This window comes from Priestia sp. LL-8 (genome assembly GCF_036227845.1).
In the GTDB taxonomy this organism is placed as follows: domain Bacteria; phylum Bacillota; class Bacilli; order Bacillales; family Bacillaceae_H; genus Priestia; species Priestia zanthoxyli.
This window is the reverse complement of record NZ_JAZAQH010000001.1, coordinates 2,690,878-2,710,856: the sequence shown is the minus strand read 5'-3', so window position 1 is coordinate 2,710,856 and position 19,979 is coordinate 2,690,878. Positions and strand designations below refer to the sequence as shown.

13 protein-coding genes and 1 pseudogene are annotated in these 19,979 nt (G+C 32.4%); 13 read left to right on the top strand and 1 reads right to left on the bottom strand.

Translation table 11 applies throughout. The annotated features are described in order from the left end of the window. Nucleotides 1-321: 321 nt before the first annotated feature. Nucleotides 322-1,740, bottom strand: a complete 1,419-nt coding sequence (locus U9R83_RS13720; RefSeq protein WP_328575296.1) for an excalibur calcium-binding domain-containing protein — start codon at nucleotides 1,738-1,740, stop codon at nucleotides 322-324. Between the two features lie 762 nt (nucleotides 1,741-2,502). On the opposite strand from U9R83_RS13720, the gene U9R83_RS13715 reads away from it, so the two are divergent. The 13 genes and pseudogenes from U9R83_RS13715 (at nucleotide 2,503) to U9R83_RS13655 (ending at nucleotide 19,887) form a co-directional block, all read left to right on the top strand. Beyond that, the gene (locus U9R83_RS13715) at nucleotides 2,503-4,524 is read left to right on the top strand and encodes a T7SS effector LXG polymorphic toxin (RefSeq protein ID WP_328575295.1); all 2,022 of its coding nucleotides are present in this window, start codon (nucleotides 2,503-2,505) and stop codon (nucleotides 4,522-4,524) included. 15 nt (nucleotides 4,525-4,539) lie between these two features. Beyond that, nucleotides 4,540-5,079 (top strand): SecY-interacting protein Syd, encoded by a 540-nt coding sequence (locus tag U9R83_RS13710; RefSeq protein ID WP_328575294.1) that lies wholly within the window; start codon nucleotides 4,540-4,542, stop codon nucleotides 5,077-5,079. A 552-nt stretch (nucleotides 5,080-5,631) separates the two neighbouring features. Next, nucleotides 5,632-6,288 carry a DUF6037 family protein gene (locus U9R83_RS13705; protein WP_328575293.1) on the top strand — a complete coding sequence of 219 codons (657 nt, stop codon included), beginning with the start codon at nucleotides 5,632-5,634 and terminating at the stop codon, nucleotides 6,286-6,288. Between the two features lie 197 nt (nucleotides 6,289-6,485). Beyond that, entirely contained in the window at nucleotides 6,486-6,764 is a 279-nt protein-coding gene (locus U9R83_RS13700) for a hypothetical protein (RefSeq protein WP_328575292.1), read from the top strand. 554 nt (nucleotides 6,765-7,318) lie between these two features. Further along, nucleotides 7,319-7,597, top strand: coding sequence for a hypothetical protein (locus U9R83_RS13695; protein ID WP_328575291.1), 279 nt, complete (start codon nucleotides 7,319-7,321; stop codon nucleotides 7,595-7,597). 172 nt (nucleotides 7,598-7,769) lie between these two features. Continuing rightward, nucleotides 7,770-8,933: a hypothetical protein gene (locus U9R83_RS13690; RefSeq protein WP_328575290.1), complete on the top strand. Its 1,164-nt coding sequence runs from the start codon at nucleotides 7,770-7,772 to the stop codon at nucleotides 8,931-8,933. Between the two features lie 190 nt (nucleotides 8,934-9,123). Further along, nucleotides 9,124-9,399, top strand: a complete 276-nt coding sequence (locus tag U9R83_RS13685) for a recombinase family protein (RefSeq protein WP_328575289.1) — start codon at nucleotides 9,124-9,126, stop codon at nucleotides 9,397-9,399. Between the two features lie 94 nt (nucleotides 9,400-9,493). Next, nucleotides 9,494-9,646, top strand: a pseudogene (locus tag U9R83_RS13680) (DNA/RNA helicase domain-containing protein); the annotation flags it as partial. A 222-nt stretch (nucleotides 9,647-9,868) separates the two neighbouring features. After that, the gene (locus U9R83_RS13675; RefSeq protein ID WP_328575288.1) at nucleotides 9,869-14,239 is read left to right on the top strand and encodes an NACHT domain-containing protein; all 4,371 of its coding nucleotides are present in this window, start codon (nucleotides 9,869-9,871) and stop codon (nucleotides 14,237-14,239) included. A 538-nt stretch (nucleotides 14,240-14,777) separates the two neighbouring features. Then, nucleotides 14,778-15,395 carry a hypothetical protein gene (locus tag U9R83_RS13670; protein ID WP_328575287.1) on the top strand — a complete coding sequence of 206 codons (618 nt, stop codon included), beginning with the start codon at nucleotides 14,778-14,780 and terminating at the stop codon, nucleotides 15,393-15,395. Nucleotides 15,396-15,577: 182 nt separating this feature from the next. Beyond that, nucleotides 15,578-16,999, top strand: coding sequence for a deoxyguanosinetriphosphate triphosphohydrolase (locus tag U9R83_RS13665; RefSeq protein WP_328575286.1), 1,422 nt, complete (start codon nucleotides 15,578-15,580; stop codon nucleotides 16,997-16,999). A 68-nt stretch (nucleotides 17,000-17,067) separates the two neighbouring features. Continuing rightward, complete coding sequence (locus tag U9R83_RS13660) at nucleotides 17,068-17,724, top strand: hypothetical protein (protein WP_328575285.1); 657 nt, start codon at nucleotides 17,068-17,070, stop codon at nucleotides 17,722-17,724. A gap of 1,551 nt (nucleotides 17,725-19,275) precedes the next feature. Continuing rightward, on the top strand, nucleotides 19,276-19,887 hold the full coding sequence (locus tag U9R83_RS13655) for a hypothetical protein (protein WP_328575284.1): 612 nt from the start codon (nucleotides 19,276-19,278) through the stop codon (nucleotides 19,885-19,887). Nucleotides 19,888-19,979: the final 92 nt, after the last annotated feature.

The following is a 19,979-nucleotide window of genomic DNA, read 5'->3' as shown; positions in this document are numbered from 1 at the left end:
AGAAAAATAATCATTTCCTAAACATGATTTTTTAACTCGTTAAGCTTATCATTCTTTCATTATAAGTATGATGGTAGGGAGGAGTATACTTTACAGTCCTCCGGCGTTTATTGTTTAGGAAAAAGCTATGTGACGAGAAAATAAAACACTGAAAAGTATGTTATTCATCCAGGTTATATTATTATAGAGATAAGACACAGGGCATGATAAAAAATAAAAACAGAGCAGTCGTACTTGCTCTGTTTTTATTTTAGCTTTAACTATTTATAAAATTTATGAAATAAACCGCTTGAGCTAAAGTTTCTATTACTTCCCGGATTATTATTGATCGCAAGCAATTCCATCTCCATCACGATCTAAGTGTCTAGCATATCCAGGTTCACCTTTATGAATTGGTGCTGCATTAGCTTCACGTACTGCAGTACAATTTTTGTAAAAAACGTTGTTTGCCGCTTGTTGACGTTGTTCTTCAGCAAGACGAGCTGCCTCTTCTTGCTTTTGTTTTTCTTCAGCTAATCTTTTAGCTTCTTCTTCTTTCTTGCGTTGTTCCTCTGCAAGGCGAGCGGCCTCTTCTTGTTTTTGCTTTTCTTCAGCTAATCTCTTAGCTTCTTCTTCTTTCTTGCGTTGTTCCTCTTCTGCAAGGCGAGCAGTTTCTTCTTTTTTGTCTTTTTCTTGATCTAATTTCTTAGTTTCTTCGTTCTCTTTTGAACTCACTTCAACACTTTCATCATTTTTGTTAGGCTTAGAGGTCTTAGTTTCCTGCGGGTCTTCACCGAATATAATGATACTAGCAATTAATAGAATAAAAAGATAAGTAAGAGATGCAATTGATCTTTTCCACCATTTCCCGCTACGGAAACCTAGAATTTTTTGATACCATTTTCGAGTCTTTATTTTAAAGGAAACTCCCTCTTCAGACAGTAAGGATTCAAATTTTTTCCCGGAATTGTTTAGTATAAGTCTACCTTCATCACCTGCGATCTCAGTTTTGAGAGCAAAATGATCAATAATCATACCATTAAAAAATGAGAAGGGCCATGAAAAAACTTTTTTAGCTTTTCTATGCTCATTGTCATATTCATAAAGATAAACAAGCTTATCAACAACAATAAAGTTACCTTTTTTATCTTTTTCACGATAGTGACCCTCTATAATAAGGGGAGCATCAGGATGTTTTTCTTTTAATAATCTACTGCCATTTTTAGAAAATCCCATATCATCACGTTTCATAAGGAACGCAGTAGTTTTGATATTATCTTCTTTGAGTTCATTTAACCTTTCAGCATGTAGGAAATAATCAAAGTTATGGGTAACAGTTGTGAGAATATTAATATTAGGATTTAAAATCTTCTCTTCCAAAATATCTAAAAATTCTTGAGTATCATCATTCTTTTTAATATCATCAAATTTTTGAGAAGTATAGCCCACAAATATGGTTAACTTCCACTCATTTTTGTCTTTTTCATCGGCTTGGATATTCATATCATTAATATCCTTATATTCAAAAGCACGATGTTCGTGTTTAGTGATAAATAACAATCTATAGTTAGTAAGCACAAGTATGCCATCTACTTCTTTTCCACTTTTCTTGTCAAACTCAGCCTCAATAACTTTTAGTATAATTTCATCCAAACTAAGGATATTATGTTCGGCATGAATAAGTAATTTCTCATACTTAGATTTTACTGCACTTTGTGACATTGTAGGTTTATTTCCAAACCATTTCTGCATATTCTGCATAGTTGACCTCCTGTTAATTGTAAACATTAAAATGCACAATTTTAATCTTACACCAAGTAACGTTAAAATTGTAAAAAAAATTCATAAATATATAATTTGGAATTATACCAAGTTAGAATAATTAATTAAGTTAGTTTTATTAGCATGGCAGCCTCGATAGTTAACCTTGTCTATACAATTATCAACATAATGCAATGTAACTAAAAAATGATAAAAATCGTATTTATTCTACAAAAAAGGTCCGGAAGATCCACATGATTTGGATAGAGACGGAGATGGAATGGCATGTGATGCAAATTAAGCCAACTAACAGAATAAAAAGCCCACAGTATAAGCAGTGAGCTTTTTTGCAGTGTTTAACCAAAAGTGAACATCTATAAGGAGCTTCTACCGAATATAGTATGGTGAAAATATATATAAAGGAAAATAAATAATCTAAATTATATAATGGTTACTTATTAAATCATGAAGTGCCAAAAAGGAGTTGTTTTTAGGTTCGAAAGGGAATTTTTAGAATTAAAAAACTAAGCTGAAGTTAAAAGTGAAGCATGATGTTTTTATAAATAATATAAACTAGAGATAAATATTTGTGCCTATGACTATCCTTTTTTATTTTGAAGTTATATCCTTTTTAATGAATCAAGAAGCTTATAAAAGGGATTATTATCCTATTTAGATAGTGTATTAGCAGTTTTATAATGGATAATAGAGGGAAATCTCAAACCAGAGATATATTAATCATAAAATAAAAGAGGGTATGGAATGGGAAAAGTATATGAAGCCAGTACGCTTTTAGCTTATGCAACAGACAGGATGCAGGCGTACAAAGCATTTGATGAGCAACTAGATGCATTAAAAAAAGCCCTTCATGCCGTGGCTACACTGGATCATGAATTTCAAGGGAAAGGTGCCGACAGAATAAAAAGCTTTTATACATCACAAGTAGATATCGTCACACATTGGAAAAGCCTTGTTTCTTCACATCAAGCCTATTTTAATAGTATTGCAGACTATGCTGAACAAGCTAAATTAGAAGGTAATACGGTTGTAGATGTATCTTTTTTAGAACAAGAGCTGGCTGTTGCCAATGATCGTTCCAAGCAGATGGTCGAACAGCAACACACTGAACTTGAAGCGATTTTAAGCAATATTGAAGATATTATACATATTACACCGTTTTCCACAGAGGCCTTTGAAGATGAGTTAAGCGCTGCTGAGAAAAAAAGAACAGAAACTATTACCGCAGTAGAAGAACTAGATAATCAACTTTCAAGTGAATATGAAATGTTGAATTCTTTCTATGAATCCGTTCAATTTAGCGTAAATGGTTTGGAACAGCTAACTTCTCAAGGCGGCAGCGCTTATCAGCTTACTTTTGATGCTAAAGCTTACAAAAATAGTCAAGCATACAAAACACAGCAGCAAATTGATGAAGTCGCTTCAAATTATGTAGAGGGAAAAGCTGAACAAAAACAAGAGGTTAAAGAAAGAAAAGCAGCCATTGAAGCTGAGAGACAAAGACAAATCCAAGCCAATAAGCCGTGGTATGAAAAAGGCCTGGATATTGCAGGAGAACTTACTGGGTACTATGATTTTAAACGAGCCGTAGACGGAGTAGATCCGGTTACGCGTAAGAAACTTTCTGCTACGAAAAGGGTGACAGCTGGAGCGATGGCGGCAGCTGGATTTATTCCATTCGTGGGGTGGGCAGGACGAGCTGTAAAAGGTGGCAACGTTGTCTATAAAACGGCAAAAGGCATGAGTGCTGCGCATCGTGCAATGGCTCTTTACCAAACACCTAAAGCGTTTAAAGTGCTTGAACAAACAGAAAAAGGTTTGTATGGGCTTGTCTTAACAAATGGCATGTATGAGTATACAATGGGGAAGGACTTACTAGGAAATAAGCTTACTAAAGAAGAGCAGCAGGCTAGTTTGTTTCAATCGTTTGGCATTGCTGCAGGAGGCGTTCTTGTTTCAAAAGTAGGAAGTGGTATAAACAACGTACAAAGGCCCTATATTTTATCAGAAATTAAAAATACGTTAAGTCATAGGTTTACAAACAAAAAATTAAAAACGATAAAGAAAAATGAAAAAAACTTTGTATCCACACTCCATTATCTAAAAAATGAAATTAAAAATATTGGAGAAATTAATCTTCCGCTACCTAGAAGAGTAAAAGTAGTAGAGCAAGCTCTTACTGGAATACGTGTACCTGTGGCTACTGAGTGGGTTAAACTAAAAGATCTGGCTCATGCATTTACAATTAAGAGTAATGGGACACAACCCAATCTTAATCATCCAGTCAGGGTTTATCGAAATATTCCCGATGAGATTTTAAATAAAGAATATACAATTGTGACGAAAAAAGGAACATTTACTACAAAAGTGATGGCAGACAAAAACTTAATTGTTGAAATGCCATTTGTAGGAAAAGGGAAGAGTAGTACAAACTCAGAAGGATGGTTAAGAGACCATAAGTATTATTTTAAAGAACTGTATAAGCAGCATCCAGAATATTTCAGTAAAGCTAATATAGAAAACTTAGAAAATGGATGGGCTATCAAAAATGATGCAGTATTTCGTCGCTATTTTCCTCAGTATGACATCACTGGTTTAAGAGGAAAACCATTATTACATCATCATATTGGCGGTGGAGGTCAAGCTATGGCTATTCCTCAGCCACTACACCCAGGTAGTGGGGGGATACATAACATTGAGAAAGAAATTAAGGTGTGGGGAAAAGATCAGGTTAATGCTGATAGACTTCAAGTATTTATTGATTAATAAAGGAGACTTAAGATGAGTGTAAAAGCTGTAATGACGGATTATTTCGAGAGATTACTAGATTATTGGAATGAAAAGTACAATACGTTTCCAAAGGCTCCATGGGATGAAGATATAAATCCATTGCTATATTTAAGTGAGCCCGATGAAGAAGAATATGTTTTTTGGAAACCAGTAGAAAAAAAAGATGTTGAAAACTTTAGTGCAGTTGAAACTGAAATTAAAATGCCTTTGCATTATTCAATCAAAGATTATTTCAATAGTTATTTATTTTTAAGCTTAGAGGGGCTTTATCATTCAAATTATATATACCTTGAACCTGTCGAGCCAGATAAAGATTTATTAAGTTATTTTAAAAATCTTAAGAACTACGAAGAGAGCCAAGGTAAGGAATTTAGATATATACAGATAGGTTTTATTTCTCCAGATGAAATGGCAATTAACGTAGATAATGAAACAGGAAAAATTTATATAGAGGATTATGAAACTGATGAATTAAAATTATTAGCAAATTCTCTTGAAGAATTAATAGAGGAAATAAAGTTGAAGAAATAATAATTTATTGGATAAATTTATTTTAAAATAGGGTTCTTAGAAGCCCTATTTTTATTATGTATCCATTTTATCCAATGGATGAGGAAATAAAAGGAGCATGAAAAGTGAAACAAGCAATGGAAATATACTTTAGTAAACTGTTAAAGGAATGTGCGATGTTAGAAGTTGTAAATTCCGAATTAGAACTGTACTAGTCTGTCTAATTATGGATACATTAGATCAAATATCCGTTCCTATTTCGGAAACAGCCTACATATAAAATAGGGAGGTCTTATATCATATACCTTTTAATTATTGTTGTTATTAGTTGAATATACATTACTCTAGCTAATGAAAAGCAACGGGGAGAGTGGAATTTTATTTGTCTTCATCTAATGGGTAGCTTTTGGTCAGTGTTAGGCTATCATTTTGGCAGCCATTTTTCTTACTCAACTATAGAGCAGGTTAGTTGAAGAACATTTAGGGCACGGATTCTTTCTTTATCATGATGTATAATAATCACATGGAAAAAAACTTTCGGAAATTAGGGGGAAATCGAGGGGGAGGTATATTATGAGTAAACAAAAAGCGCCTTTAGAAAACTTAAAAGTCATCAGAGATGAATTGAAGGAAAGAAATTGGGCTGTAGACGCTTTTCTATTCCAGTATAAAAAGCAAGAATATGTCGTCCTAGTAAAAGTTTATTCAGATAGAGAAAAGAAAGAAAGTACCTACGCGATTGTAAAGCTTGAGTTTATTAAAAAGAGGCATAAGAACGAAAATTTTTGTACCTACGCAGATTTATACAAAATACATATCCCTGATATGAAATCATTTAGAGAATTTTTCGGAATTGAGTATAAAGAAAATCTGGGGGATGTAATTCAACAATTTACACAATATTTTTCTACTTTTATTCCAAATCAATTAATGGCTAATAAAGAGACATCTTTAAAGAATTCTATAACAGAGTACTTGAATAAAACGGATTCTGAATCTTCTACGGGTATCTACTGTATTGGCGTGAAGAGAAATGGAATCAAAAAGGATGGTACATCAGGGAAAAGGAGTCCTGAAAATAATCAAAAAGCAGCATTGCTGAAACCAGAGTTATTTAATAAACTGATGGATGATACTACAATAAGTTTTTGTTTTTCTGAGGATCCTACTAGGGAGAATACAGATGAGGATATTCTTCTACGATGGGCAGAGAGGAACAATAATTTGTAATTAAGAGATTTTCTTTTTTACTTTAACTTCTCTATAAATAACCATACTCAAAGAGGAATCTTTATTTCAAATACATCATTACAAGACAAAGCATCCTTTCGGGGGTGCTTTTTATATTGTCACAAAACACATTAACAATAAACGACAGGTTATGGCATACATTAGTCGAGTTCCTTTCAAAAGGGAGGAGATGTGCTATGTCAAAATTAATAACTTTAGAAAGAGCCAAATCAGAAATTAAAAAGTTGCAACATTATGCTAATTTAGTCGAGAACTACGAAGCTGACGTATTTAAAAAGGCTATCATTAAAGAACATGTCATCACGAATAGAGTTATAAAACGAACGGAAAACTTAGGTGTCGAAAGAGAATTTGCCATATCCCTTATTAAGAAGAAAGGAAAAGATGAGCTTTCTAAATTGATCAGAAGCATGTATATGACGAGGACAAAACCAAGTAGAAGTTTTAAATATTAGCATTCATTATTTGTCTTTTTTTGTACGAAAACTTGTTCGTACCACAAATTTAGGACTATAAAAATGTTCCTTCATTATATGCAACAGTATCAAAGGAAAAAAGAAAACTATAAAGAAATATACTTGCAACAGGTAATTGTAAGGAAAGATTTGTTTTTAAAACATCTATCAAAGCATTAAGTTCTTTTAAAGAATATTGTTGATTTTTTTCTTGAACTAACGGGGCAGAAAAGTATAATTCAATAAATTTAATTTATGGAATGAAGTCCCAATTAATACACGATTGCAGAAGACGAAAATAATTCACTAGCATGGGAAGATCGGGAAAGCTCTCCGGCCGAGCAGAGGATACGATGGAAAATAGACAAATCAAAAAAGAAAGAAGTCGGTACCGTGGTGGGGGATACACTCTAATAGCAACGTCCCGCTACTATTGGGAACTGCTCAGTGATTTATAGGAAATGTTGATCCCCATGGACTGTGCCTTCAAACATCTCCAAATGAACGACTATATAGTCCTCCAATTATGGGGAAAGAAAGGTGCGAACTGTTATTTGATTGATCAGGTCCGGGATCGAATAGGGATACGCGCCAAGATGGACACAATCCGCAATTTTTCCCTTAAATATCCCAAAGCTTATACCAAAATCATCAAAAGCAAAATGAACAGCAGCACGGTTGTCGAAATGCTAAAGATGGAAATCGGTGGGATCATTCCTTATTCTCCAAAGGAATCGGAAGAATCGGGAATGTATTCCGGTAATCCGAATGTGGAGGCGGGAAACATATTTCTCCTCATCGTTCTCTTGCTCATTGGGTACATGATTTTTTAGATGAATGGCCGGTAATTCCTAGGGGGAAGTGGGATGATTAGTGAGATGCTTTTACGATGCTTCCCATTTGATGGTAGTCAACCCCGCCGATTTTTATTGGAAGAGCCTAATTTTTAGAGGGCTTCTCCCAAAACGAATTTGCGATAAGATAATAGATGAGAGGATGAACAATATGACGGTAATAGGAAGAAATAATAAATACAACCATTTAAAAAATTTTTTAACAGAAGAAAATTTAAAAAATACTTTAATCAAACATAATTATAATCGTAAACAGTCAGCCAAAAAGTTAGGAGTAACCACGACCACCCTCAATAAATATTTAAAAAAATTCGGATTAGATGATTTAAAGAAACCACCATTGTTTACCAAAGAGCAATTAGAAGATTTACATCTCAATCAAAAGCTATCGCTAGCGGAAATTGGGAAAATGTTTAGTTGTACGGATAGTACAGTTTCATATCACTTAAAAAAACATAATATCCCCGTTGTTCTTCATCATATTAAAGATGTAACTTTAGATGATATTTTATCTTTAGTTGAACAGGGTTTTTTAATCCATGAAATAAGGGGAAAATTAGGCGTAAGTCGAGGGAAGATTTACGAACTGACAAAAAATGCGGGGCTTAATTTTACACACCATGAAAACCAAAGGAAAAAACATTCTAAATTTATGAAGGAAAATAATCCAGTTCCGAAAGGTGCAAGGAGAAGTGAGGAATTTACAAGAGGATTTAGGGAGTATGTCAAAAAGCAATCGGAAGTGACACAGCTCGAATATGAGACAGTTCATTTAAAAGATTTTAAAAAGTATGCCAAAGTTTCTAGATATATTGCCTATCGCTATTACGGAAATGGAGAACATATTCCGGATGGAATGGTGATCGACCATAAATACTCTATAAAACAGGGATATGTAAATGGAGTTCCCGCTCCAATCATTTCTCATCCTTCTAATCTACGATTAATTCCAAAAGGAGAAAATCTTCTTAAAGCTGACCAAAGTATCATTACCTTAGAAGAACTTTATAAAAACGCAGGTGAACAGTGGGATCCATCCATTCGTGAAATAAAAACATTAACAAAACCATGTGAATATTGCGGAAAGGAAATCTCGTATAGAAATAATAGAAAGCGGTATTGTTCCCTAAGTTGTAGTAAAAAATGGAGATATCGCAATCATTATACAATTATAAAAAAAACTTGTGCTTTTTGTGGAGAACCATTCGAAGCCAAAAGTACACCGGAGCATCCCGAAACTGCTATTACATGCAGTCGAAGCTGTGCATCAAAACTTCATTGGGAAAAAAGAAAAGAAAAGAAAGACCACTCTTAATTATGAATTTAGAGATTTTCACGTATAATAGGGCGTAAATATTGACGTATACATTGACATTTCAGAACATTAGAAAATCAAAAACAACTTTTCTATAACGATATCGTCGAAAAACAAACAATGGAAACGGTATGAAATTTATGTGGATGTGGAAAGTGGTACGACAAATAAGCGAATTTTTTTAAAATGAATGATTGATGATGCTGAGAAAGGTAAATTTGATTGTATTCTTGCAAAAAAAATGTCTCGTATAGCTAGAAATGGTGAGTTGGCATATAAAATTAAAAAAGTACTGCTTTCCAATAACATAGATTTTATTACATTAAATGGCGCAATTAACACGATGGAAGACAATTCCGATAAATTCGGTATTTATACTTGTCTATATGAGGAAGAGAGCAAGAGAATATCTACCCATATAAAAACTGCTTTAGAGCAAAAAGCATTAAAGGGAGAATTCAAATGATTCAGTCCTCCTTATGGCTAATTTATTAAGGATAAAAAATTATATCCACGAAATCATGCAACATTAGAAGCTGTCAAGAAAAAATTTTCATTTTAAAGGTAATGACTTAAATGATGAAGAATTAAAGTCTTATATTAAACGTATTTACTACGTATTACTATCCCGTGGAATAAATGGTTGTTATGTATATACAACAAACCCTAATATGCAAAAATACTTGAAGGGAATTGTCGAAATCAGTCAGTAATAGTTTATGAAAAGAGCTACTTAGAATGAGGAGACTTCTTACATAAACTTAGATTGAGTTCTGAAGTCAGGAATCAATCGAATATTTTTCTCTCTAAATTGTTAATATACTCCTAATAGTTAAGGGAACAAAATACGAAGTATTAAGTGGTTAAAAAATTTCAGAGGTAATAACTGTTATAATTTCTGATGAAATATTAAAAGAATTTATGGGAGGATAAGCATGATTGATTGGTCAAAACTAAAACCATATGATACTGATCAAAAAAGAAGTTTTGAAGAGTTATGTTATCAAATTACTAGAGTTAAATTTGATAATGAAGGGATTTTCACCTCTGTAGATGATAGTGGTGGTGGGGATGGAGTAGAATTTTACCTAACACTTCCTAATGGGGAGGAGTGGGGGTGGCAAGCTAAATTTTATTTGGATGGACGGCTAGTTTCAGGTCGAAAAAGAAGTATAGTTGACTCATTGGAAAAATCACTAAAAGTTCACCCTAATCTAAAGAAATGGTATTTATGTATCCCCATGGATCTTACGGTTGGAGAAAAAGAATGGTTTGATAATAGTTTAAAAGATATCATACCTGAAGGCGTAGAGATAGATCTGTATTTCTGGGGAGACAGTGAATTTAATTACTATCTAGGAACTCCAGAATTAGCGGGCAGGAAGAACTATTTTTTTGGTGATCTTGAGCTAACAATGGATTGGTTTAATAACCAAGTTTCAAACCAGTTGTCAGCCATTAAAGGGAAGTATAATCCAGCAGTTCATACGCAAACAGAAGTAGATTATGAAATAGACTCTTTTTTATTAAATGAAGGATATAAGCAAAGACTAATAATACAGAATCAGGGGATTTCTAATTTGATTAAGGAAGTGCAACCCTTAATTATTGAAGTTCAGGAAATAAAAACGTCAAATCTTCCATCGTTAATAAAACAGGATTATTTAAAACATGCACGAAATACGGTCGATGCTTGTGTTGAGTTATTATCTATTTCTAAGGAAGAAATTTCGTTCTTGGAAAAGAATCATTACCTGGGAAAGCGTTCTTTACCGTTTGAAGAAATGTTAGAAAGACTCTTTTTATCTATATTAGCCTTGAGAGAAAAAAGTTATTCTATTGAAAGTGAGTATCTTGATGTAACTAAAGAAACAGATGAACTAGAAAGACGCAATATTAGAGAGTTAAGAAGAATCTTGTGGAAACCAAAGGAGCACTTTGAAGAAATTTACTACACCTTTAAAGACAATATCGCTAAAGTAATCAGAAGTAGGTCTAATAACTTACATATTTTAGGTGATGCAGGGTATGGAAAAACCCATGTTACTGCTCATATTTCCAGAGAAACAATAGGAAAAGCTCTGCCTGCAATATTTATCTTAGGAAAAAATATAATAGATAGTCGATCATTATCTGAGCAGCTTTTAGTTAACTTGGACATTCCAAGAAACTATAGTTGGAGTGACTTTTTGAAGGCGTTAGATGTTTCTGGAAAAGCATTTAGAACAAAAATTCCAATATTTATTGATGGATTAAATGAAGTAAGAGATATTAGTGTAGTTAAAAATGGGTTACCTGGATTAATAAAAGAAATTTCAGCTTTTCAAAATATTTGTCTTATTACTACTTGCAGGAATACATACGTTGAGCCAATCTTCGGAGAAATCCCGGAGAATAGTGTTCACTTAGAGGGATTTTTGGATGGGAAACTGATTGAGGCTGTCAAAATTTATTTTGATTATTATAAAATAAAAGCAGGTATATCCGCTGTTTCACTTGAAGCTTTTGAGCATCCTCTTTATTTGCAAATTTTCTGTCAAACTAAAAACCCTGAAAGAAGATACGAAAAAAAAGTATTTGTTAATGAACAATCTATGTTCGATATTTTTGAAGCCTATATTGATCAATGTAATGAAACGCTTAGCGGAAGATTGAAATTTAATCCTAGAAGAAAAATTATTACGAAAAAGCTTACGAGTTTAGGGAATGTTTTATGGGAAAGAAATACTAGGTCTATTTCAGTTGAAGAAGCTGAGGATATTCTAGAATATAAACAGGCGCCGAATTGGAATGAATCTATTGAGAAAAACCTAATGGATGAAAACTTATTAATCTATCGGGATTGGTATCTAGATGGAGGCAATGAGGTTATCACGTTTACCTATGATTTATTGGGTGGTTTTATCATTGCAAAACATTTACTTGAGGAAAACAGGGAACGTCTGAAAGAGTTTCTAACTGATTCTAACACTGTAAAGCTGCTTTTTGGGGAAGACTACCGATCTAGACATCCATTATATGAAGATATTAGTCGTTGCATTGCTGCAATGCTACCACTTTATCAAGGAGATTATTTAGTGGGTTATATTAAGAATCAAACGACTGTTAATTTAACTGTAGAATCTTTTTTTGAAATGTCTCCGGAGAGTATTAATGATAAAGCAAAAAAAATAATTGAAACTCTTTTTACAAAGCCAACTAATCAGAAACGACTTTTAAAATTAAGTGAAAAGACATTAAGACAAGTTAGTCATCCATTGAATATTCATTTTTGGACGGTATTATTAAATGATTTAAGTATGGTTGAAAGAGATGCTTCGTGGAGTGAGCATATAAGAGAATATAAAGGTGATATAGAAAAAGAAATTGAGGTGTTAGAGCAATGGTGTAAGGTAAATCAATCAGCATTAGGTTTGTATGAGAAAGACTATTTATACTTATTAGCTCGTAATGTCATGTGGACATTGACAAGCACAGTTAGACCTTTAAGAGATAGAGCTACACGAGCTCTTTATTATTTTGGTAGAGCTTTTCCTAAAGAGTTTTTTGAATTACTTCGTTACTCTTTTTCAATTAACGACCCTTATGTTTCAGAACGTATGTTGGGAGCTCTTTATGGTATAGGGATGGCTAAGCAGTATGAATTTGAAGATGAAGAATTCAGATTGGATCTTTTACCTTTTATGGCTAAAGAAATATATGATTTGATGTTTGCAGACAAAGCTAGGCATTTTACTACTCATATTTTATCAAGGGATTATGCAAAGAGGTTTATTGAAATAGGCTTGAGTCATCATGTAAAACTTCTTACTGAAGATGAGAAGGCAAATATCTCTCCTCCATTTAATCAATCAAAGGGAATAGAATGGGGAAGTGTTGAAAAGGAAGAAATTATAGATCATGGAATGGGTCCAATTAGAATGGATTTTGGGAACTATACCATTGGTAGACTAGTGAAAGATCGTTCAAATTACGACTATGAGCATGAAGATTTCAAGAAAGTCAGAGCTAATATCTATTGGCGTATTTATAACCTAGGCTATTCAGGTGAGCTTTTTGAGGATATTGACAATGATATCGATGAAGGGAATTTCCGCTACGGGCGATCAGAAGATGGCACACAGACTGATCGTTATGGAAAAAAATATTCTTGGATTGCATTTTTTGAAATGGCAGGCTATAGAGATGATCTGGGGATACTCGGAGATGATTGGTATCAGGAGGAATGTAGAATCTCTGACTTAGATATCGATCCAAGTTTTCCAGTTAAATTACCTGAAGTTCAAATTGTAAAAAAAGAATATTTCGCCAATGAATTACCTATCAATGAGTGGCTATTTGGAAACTGTGTGCCAAATTTTGATGAGTACTTAGTAATGGAAGAGATAAATGGTGAGAAAGGCCCATGGGTTTTATTGGATGGTTATTTCTCCGATGAAAATAAAGAACAAACCAGAAGTTGTTTTTTCTTTCCAAGGGGATTGCTTGTAAAGGAAACGAATTTTGAAAAGATTATATTTCTATTGAGGAGGCAACCTCTTGGAGGTAGATGGTTACCAGAAGTACCTACTGATTCATATGTGTATGCTGGAGAAATTCCTTGGTCTGATACCTATAATAAAAACGGGGAAACTGAATTAAAATTTGTAACAGCGAAAGTAAGAGAACAGGCCCAGGTTGAAAAAAGGATTCTGATTAAGGAAGGGAAGAAGTTAACCGATGCAGAAGAAAAAGAGTTTATGGATAGGCTGGTAAATGAAGAGAAAATTGATTTTATTTCACGTTTCATGAATGGGTTAGAAGCAATAGAGGAACACTCGGTAAATCTTAAACCTTATGGTATAACCATGGAAAAAGAAATAATTGAGAAATTAATAATAAAAGAAGAAAAAGAGAAATTTAATGTCCTTTTGCCGGTCCGCGAAAATAATTGGGGAGAAGGCAAAAGTGGCATTATTCCAAGTCGAAATGTAGCAATTCCAACTAAAGAGGTAACAGATGCATTAGGGCTGATTAATCAACCACAAACTTTTGACCTGTATGAAAAAGATGGAAGAAAAGCATCTATGACAGTGGAATTTGGAAAAAATTATAGGGATAGACAACATTTCATATACTTAAGACAAGATTTATTAAATAAATTCCTTGAAAAAGAAGAATATCGATTGATCTGGGGATTATGGGGGGAAAAAGAAATTTCTTACAAAAGTAAAGGATTCAGGGACTACTTTCATAAAAGGTATGGAGAGGTAAGAAAAGATTTTCAAGAGATTCTAATATATGAGGGGAAGAAAAAATACAATTAAATAATATCTAAGCAATTTATTTGTATTATATTATTAGTATCTATATTAAAGTTTTTGCTTTTAAATATAAGATAGATTGCCAAACAAACTAATAAAATGGCCGCTAAGCACACTGAGTGTGTTAGCGGCCATTTTATTAGTTTGTTTAACTTTTTCCTTTTCCTTACTTTAAATAATCTCTTATAACTTACCTAGATCCATGAATTTCTTTGCAAAAAAAATTTTTTAGGAATATAATACCTTTACAACCAATAAAAATTTTGTTTTCCATAAATTTTTAAATGCTTAATAGATGTTTTGTGACATTAGTAATGTGTAACAAGTTCTGTTTTCTTGAAAGTTGTAGACAAATAATCGACAAGTGAGAAAATTTGAAAATCCGAAGATTCGAAGATTCATAGTAAAAACTATAGAGTAATAAAAAGTCTTAATAGATAAAAAAATTAAACGAAAACACTGGACAACAAGAAAGTTTTGAGTGTTTTCTCCATATTTTTAAAAAAATAAGGCAGATAACGTTTGCAAAAAGGGGAAAAGGATGATTTCTGAAAGAACATGTGAAATATGTAATTGTAAAAAAATAAAGAGATCTAATCAGAAAAGGTGTAAAGATTGCCTTCCTTTTTATAATGCAGCTAACAGAGCATTTACACGTTGTGAATTAAAAGAGTATGAAGACTGGAAAATAAAATCACAAATAATCAAAGCTCAGAAAAAAGAAAAAAAACTAAGTGTAATTGAAAAGAAAGGCTTATTAAACAAGAAACAAAAGGAAGAGTTAAAAATATGTAGAAAACGAATAAGAATGGGTTTTCTAACAAGAAGAGATATGGCTCTTCATATTAAATATTTATATTATAGACAAGAAAGGAGGTGTATTTATACAAAGGTAGAAATGCAAATAGCAGGTTTTAAAGGTTTGAATTTTAGTGTTGAACGTATAGAAGTAAAAGGTAGATATGATATAAATAACGTGTCTTTATGTTTAGATATTGTAAATAAGATGAAAAATAAACTTACTAATGAAAAAGAATTTTTTGAAATGTGTATGTATGTTATTACTAACTACATAAAGAAAAAAGTAGAAGATGGAACTTACACAAAAAATGATATTAGAAGTTACTTAGTTTCAAGTATTTTAAAGCACATAAATTAGCAAAATATTTTTACAAAATTTGAAACTAGGTTTACAGTTCATATATTCTTAAACATAATAAGGCTCTTTGTAGAGTTTATAATCATTTGCTAAGAAGTAATATTATTAAAATTCAGACTATTGATTAACAATGAAAATTCTAAACATTTTTATCATGTAAAATAATTAAAAGGGTGAAATTTATGAGCGCAAAAATGAACTGGGATCACTTACTAAATAAAAAACGACAAAGAAAAACACAGTCAAAGACAATGCCTTACCGTAATGAATTTGATAAGGATTATGATAGAATTATTTATTCCTCATCTTTACGTAGACTTCAAGACAAAGCTCAAGTTTTTCCTCTACAGGAAAATGATTTTACAAGAACTAGGTTAACTCATTCTATGGAAGTAGCTTCACTTGGTAGATCTATGGCCTGGAATATTGGTTCGTGGTTATTACAAGAGAAAAAATTTAAAAACTTTTGGGAAGTTAAAGAATTAGCTTCATTAGTTGAAGTTTCTTGTCTAGTGCATGACCTGGGAAATCCACCTTTTGGACATTACGGAGAAGATATCATTAGAAACTGGTTTAATAATTGGTTTGATAGTGATGAATTTAAAAAGGTAGAAAATAAGTATGTGGAAAAAGGGTTTTGTTCTTTAGGTAATCAACAAAAGAACGATTTTAGATATTTTGAGGGTAATGCACAAGCAATAAGAATTCTTTCAAAATTACAATTTCTTAATGATCAATACGGAGCAAACTTTACTTATGGAACTTTGGCTACATTAATGAAATATCCTTGGGCTTCAGATCATCCTCAAGCAATAAATAAAAAGAAGTTTGGTTATTTTTATGCTGAAAAAGAATTATTTGAAAAGTTACATAAAGAAGTAGGAATTGGTGACAGAAGACACCCTGCGACGCATATACTAGAAGCAGCAGATGATATTGCATATTTAACAGCAGATATTGAGGATGGAGTAAAAAAAGGAATTGTCAATTGGGAAAAAGAGTATCAAGATATCGCTGCCTATTTACAGCTAAACTATGCTGATAAATACGATTACCTTGAAAAATATAGAAAACAGGTAATTCAGTATAAAGTTCCTAACAATGATTTAGTTAATGTGCAGAATTTTAAAGTGATTGCTCAAGGAATTATGATTGAAGCTGTTGTTGAAGTTTTCAAAGATAATTATAATGAAATTATGGAGGGAACATTTCGAGGCAGTCTGTTAGATGCTTCTACAGCAAAAGAATTAGCTAAAAAGTTGGAAAAAATTTCGATTAAATATTGTTATAATGACGAAGAGGTTCTGACATTAGAACTAGTAGGAGATAGAGTCATTAGTGATTTATTAGATCTGTTTGTTGATGCTGTAGTAAATATTGAAGAAGATCCAAAAACAAAGTTAAAAAAAGAAAAATTATTTCATTTAATTTCTAAGAACTTCAGACATATTCAATCTCTTGACAGCAATGGTCTTCCTAATATAGAATTTAAAGACGTATCTTTATACAATCGTTTATTACTTGTTACCGACTTTATTTCAGGTATGACTGATTCATATGCAGTTAATTTGCATCAAAAATTATTGGGAGTTAAACTTCCTTAATTTTTATGCCATAGAAATGGGTGGTTAAAATAAAAGCTAAAACAACAATAAGAAATGAAATTTTTAAGTTGTTAGAAGATTACCCAACTTCATTGAACTTTATTAAAGACCTGTCTACTATAGGTGAATTGTTGTTCTTTGGTGGTTCAATTAGAGACTATTATGTATATAATAGATATATAAATATGCCCAGAGATTTTGATATTGCAATAAAGATATTTCCTAATAATGAATCCTTACTTGAAGAATTTATTGGGAAATATGTTCACCGAAAAAATCGTTTCGGAGGATATAAAGTAAAAATTGAAAATATAGAGTTTGATATATGGAATTTGGAAAATACATGGGCTTTTAAAGAGAATAAATTACCCGCAAAAGAAGATAATTTAGTAAAGTCTGTATTTCTTAGTATAGATGGAATAGCTTATAACTTTAATAAAGATACCCTATATGACGAGGGGTTAAGAAGATCAATAAATAATAAAAAGATTAATATAGTATTAAATGATAACCCTCAAAAGGATTTAAATTTATTAAGGGCATTAGTGTTTAAGAAAAAATATAAATTAGATTTTGGAAACGATCTAAAAGAAGAATATCAGAGATCATTAAGTATTCATGAAGATCTTTATGAAAGGCTTCATCAACTTCAGTATTCTCATTATAAATTTGAATATTTAACTCGTAACGAAGTTATAGAGGAGCTAAATTCTATTATAAGTTAATAAGGCTTTACTGTAATTTTAGTTTATAAAGAAAATAACACGTAATATCACGTGTTATTTTTTTATCCAGTTTTTCTGTTAGTCTGAGTCTAATAATCATCCTAATTTTACGTAGCTACTCTTATGGTTCTTCAGGAGCTTCTTTTAGGTCGTTGAAAAAGAGGATTAGGCGAGAGGCAGCAAAATCTATTTCATGTTTGGGCTCGTTATTTTCTACGCTGCGGTCACCCAATTTTTCAATTAAATAGTCAGTAGTAACATAGAAAAAATCAGCAAATTTATTAAGTGTTTTATTATCTTGATCAATCTTTCCATTTTCATAATGAGAACATCTTGCTTGAGATGTTTCATATCATTGAAAAACATCTTCTTGACTTTGTTTACCGCATAACCGCTTTAAACCATCACCAACCATGGCTTATTTAATGAATAGTTTGTATCTTTTGACCGTTCCAGAAACAACCATTCTTCAGGTAACAACCATCTATTTAATGGTTCTACCTTTACTTAGAAATGAATTTTATTCTCTTATTAAAGAGGCTGAGAGTAGTAGATTATGAGCAAGAATATAACTTATTATTCAAAACGGTTGCAGAAAGCAGTAAATCGTTTAAGGTATAAGGATCTCAAGTTATTAGTGAACTTTATATGAGTTTTTTAGGTGAATTATACCATGAAGTATATACTGGATTTAAAATAAATGAGACACCATATTATAGATTTTAAAAAAAGCGTTATATAAACTGGAATTCGTGTTAAATAATATTATAATTTATCAAGAATACTCATTTGTCTTTAGGAAATGAGTATTTTTTATTAAAGTATTAAACTACAATCATATAAATGCTGATCATAAAGATGCTTAACTAGAAAGGAGTAATTATACTCACTTTGATAAAGAATCGATTATGATTTATGCAATTGATTCGAGTTTAACCAAAGATGGTTTTAAAGTGGAATGGAACTATAAATTATCGGATACTGACAAAGAATTTATAAAAAGCGTTTATCCGAAAATAAGTGATATAAAACAAATTCCTAGATGGTTTGGGTGAGAAAACTAAGGCGGTGGAATTGCTATCTCGGATTTGAATGGAAACGGGAAATTAGACTTAATTGTATATCACATAGATACTCCCGCTGGTGAGAATCACGGTTACTATCATATTGTTTGGGATCTTGATTCAAACGTAAATCCATAAAATGACTGGAGTAATCTAGCTCCAAATGACAGAAGATCGATCATTTCAACTTATTTGTTTTATTTATTATCATCATAAATCCATCTACTTTTCTTTTGTTGATAGGAGCATATATTCTCTAAGTTTAAAAAGTAGATGAGATTTACAGTGCGATCATAGCCGCTACTATTACAACTTTTGGGAAAATGATCCTAAGCTCTGTTACCGCCTCCACTCTTACTAGTTAATGGTCTGACCGCACCTTTCAATATATCAAAGCTGAAATATTGAGAATAGGCGAGAAAACAGGAAGGAATACTACTTTAATCGGAGGAAATAAATATAAATCTAAACGTTAAAGGAGACTAAAATGAGTATTAGACATGTTTCGAATGCTGATAATGAAGGATGGTTACTTGTCAAGTTTTCAGGGAATAGTCACCCGGAAGCTCTACCGCAATATTTAAGAGTAGAATACATAAAGACTGAGGGGGGGCGTGATTATTTTAAGGTAATTGAAGGTGTACATGTAGGCAAAGAAGGAAGTGTAAAGCAACAGGAAGGCGGTGGATCATATTTAATTGAGGGGGATCCGAAGCAGCCTGCAGCTAAGGTACACTTTGTCATAGGTAGTAAAAAATTATGGTATCAAAATGACGGAGGGTGGATCGGTCCTATAGATACTATGACCGATCCTGATAATAAGGTTCCTGTTGGTACGTACAATATTGAAATCCCAGATGCACCTCATAAGGTCCCAGATGAATATAAAGACAAATCGAGATTTGCAGGTACATGGTTTCGGATTGGTCATACAGGGGATCGCTACCTTCACCCCGGATCAGTATCAGCTGGTTGCGCTACAGTGACTGATATTCCCAAATGGACAGATTTATATAATTACTTAATAAATCGTAGGAAAGATGATAAGAGTGTAGGCGAGATTTACGTTTTTGCAACGGATTCTGACCGCCCTCAATAGACAATAGTACGTTTCGGTTTAGATAGCCAACTTACTTCGTAAGGTGCTTATCAAGGTTTCCAGTGTTTGAACCAATGTGTATCTTAGCAGGC

What these genes read in the sequence shown, in the direction of transcription:
- U9R83_RS13670 (WP_328575287.1), top strand. Translation starts at nt 14,778, where the DNA reads ATGATTTCTGAAAGAACATGTGAAATATGTAATTGTAAAAAAATAAAG.
- U9R83_RS13715 (WP_328575295.1), top strand. Translation starts at nt 2,503, where the DNA reads ATGGGAAAAGTATATGAAGCCAGTACGCTTTTAGCTTATGCAACAGAC.
- U9R83_RS13720 (WP_328575296.1), bottom strand. Translation starts at nt 1,740, where the DNA reads ATGCAGAATATGCAGAAATGGTTTGGAAATAAACCTACAATGTCACAA.
- U9R83_RS13655 (WP_328575284.1), top strand. Translation starts at nt 19,276, where the DNA reads ATGAGTATTAGACATGTTTCGAATGCTGATAATGAAGGATGGTTACTT.
- U9R83_RS13685 (WP_328575289.1), top strand. Translation starts at nt 9,124, where the DNA reads ATGATTGATGATGCTGAGAAAGGTAAATTTGATTGTATTCTTGCAAAA.
- U9R83_RS13675 (WP_328575288.1), top strand. Translation starts at nt 9,869, where the DNA reads ATGATTGATTGGTCAAAACTAAAACCATATGATACTGATCAAAAAAGA.
- U9R83_RS13700 (WP_328575292.1), top strand. Translation starts at nt 6,486, where the DNA reads ATGTCAAAATTAATAACTTTAGAAAGAGCCAAATCAGAAATTAAAAAG.
- U9R83_RS13705 (WP_328575293.1), top strand. Translation starts at nt 5,632, where the DNA reads ATGAGTAAACAAAAAGCGCCTTTAGAAAACTTAAAAGTCATCAGAGAT.
- U9R83_RS13710 (WP_328575294.1), top strand. Translation starts at nt 4,540, where the DNA reads ATGAGTGTAAAAGCTGTAATGACGGATTATTTCGAGAGATTACTAGAT.
- U9R83_RS13665 (WP_328575286.1), top strand. Translation starts at nt 15,578, where the DNA reads ATGAGCGCAAAAATGAACTGGGATCACTTACTAAATAAAAAACGACAA.
- U9R83_RS13690 (WP_328575290.1), top strand. Translation starts at nt 7,770, where the DNA reads ATGACGGTAATAGGAAGAAATAATAAATACAACCATTTAAAAAATTTT.